The following is a 329-nucleotide window of genomic DNA, read 5'->3' on the forward strand; positions in this document are numbered from 1 at the left end:
CGACGGGAAGAGGATAAGAGACAATGACGAACCTGCCGATTTCCGCCGAACTGATCGCGAAAGCCGCTGGCGCGACCGCAAGGCGCAGGAACGCGCCGCCGGTATAGTCTAAGTGCCTGCCTCGAAAGTTCACCAAACATAGCAATACCTTGCCGTTCTACGTGTGAGCATGCGGATGGAGTCGATCGTTGCCCACGCGGTGGACGAGGCAATGGTTGTTTCCCAGTCCATGCCATCATTCACTCCATCTCTCGCAGGACGGCGTGAATCACAATATGCTGGTATTGCTCAATAACTTTTGGGTCGGGCTCTAAGCTCGACTTTGTACG

1 pseudogene is annotated in these 329 nt (G+C 55.0%); it reads right to left on the reverse strand.

Annotated elements, in window-relative coordinates:
- Window positions 1-129: 129 nt before the first annotated feature.
- Window positions 130-228 (reverse strand): annotated as a pseudogene (locus LH128_RS33965) (IS5/IS1182 family transposase); the annotation flags it as partial.
- Between the last annotated feature and the right edge of the window lie 101 nt (window positions 229-329).

The organism is Sphingomonas sp. LH128 (assembly GCF_000293195.2).
GTDB lineage: Bacteria > Pseudomonadota > Alphaproteobacteria > Sphingomonadales > Sphingomonadaceae > Novosphingobium > Novosphingobium resinovorum_A.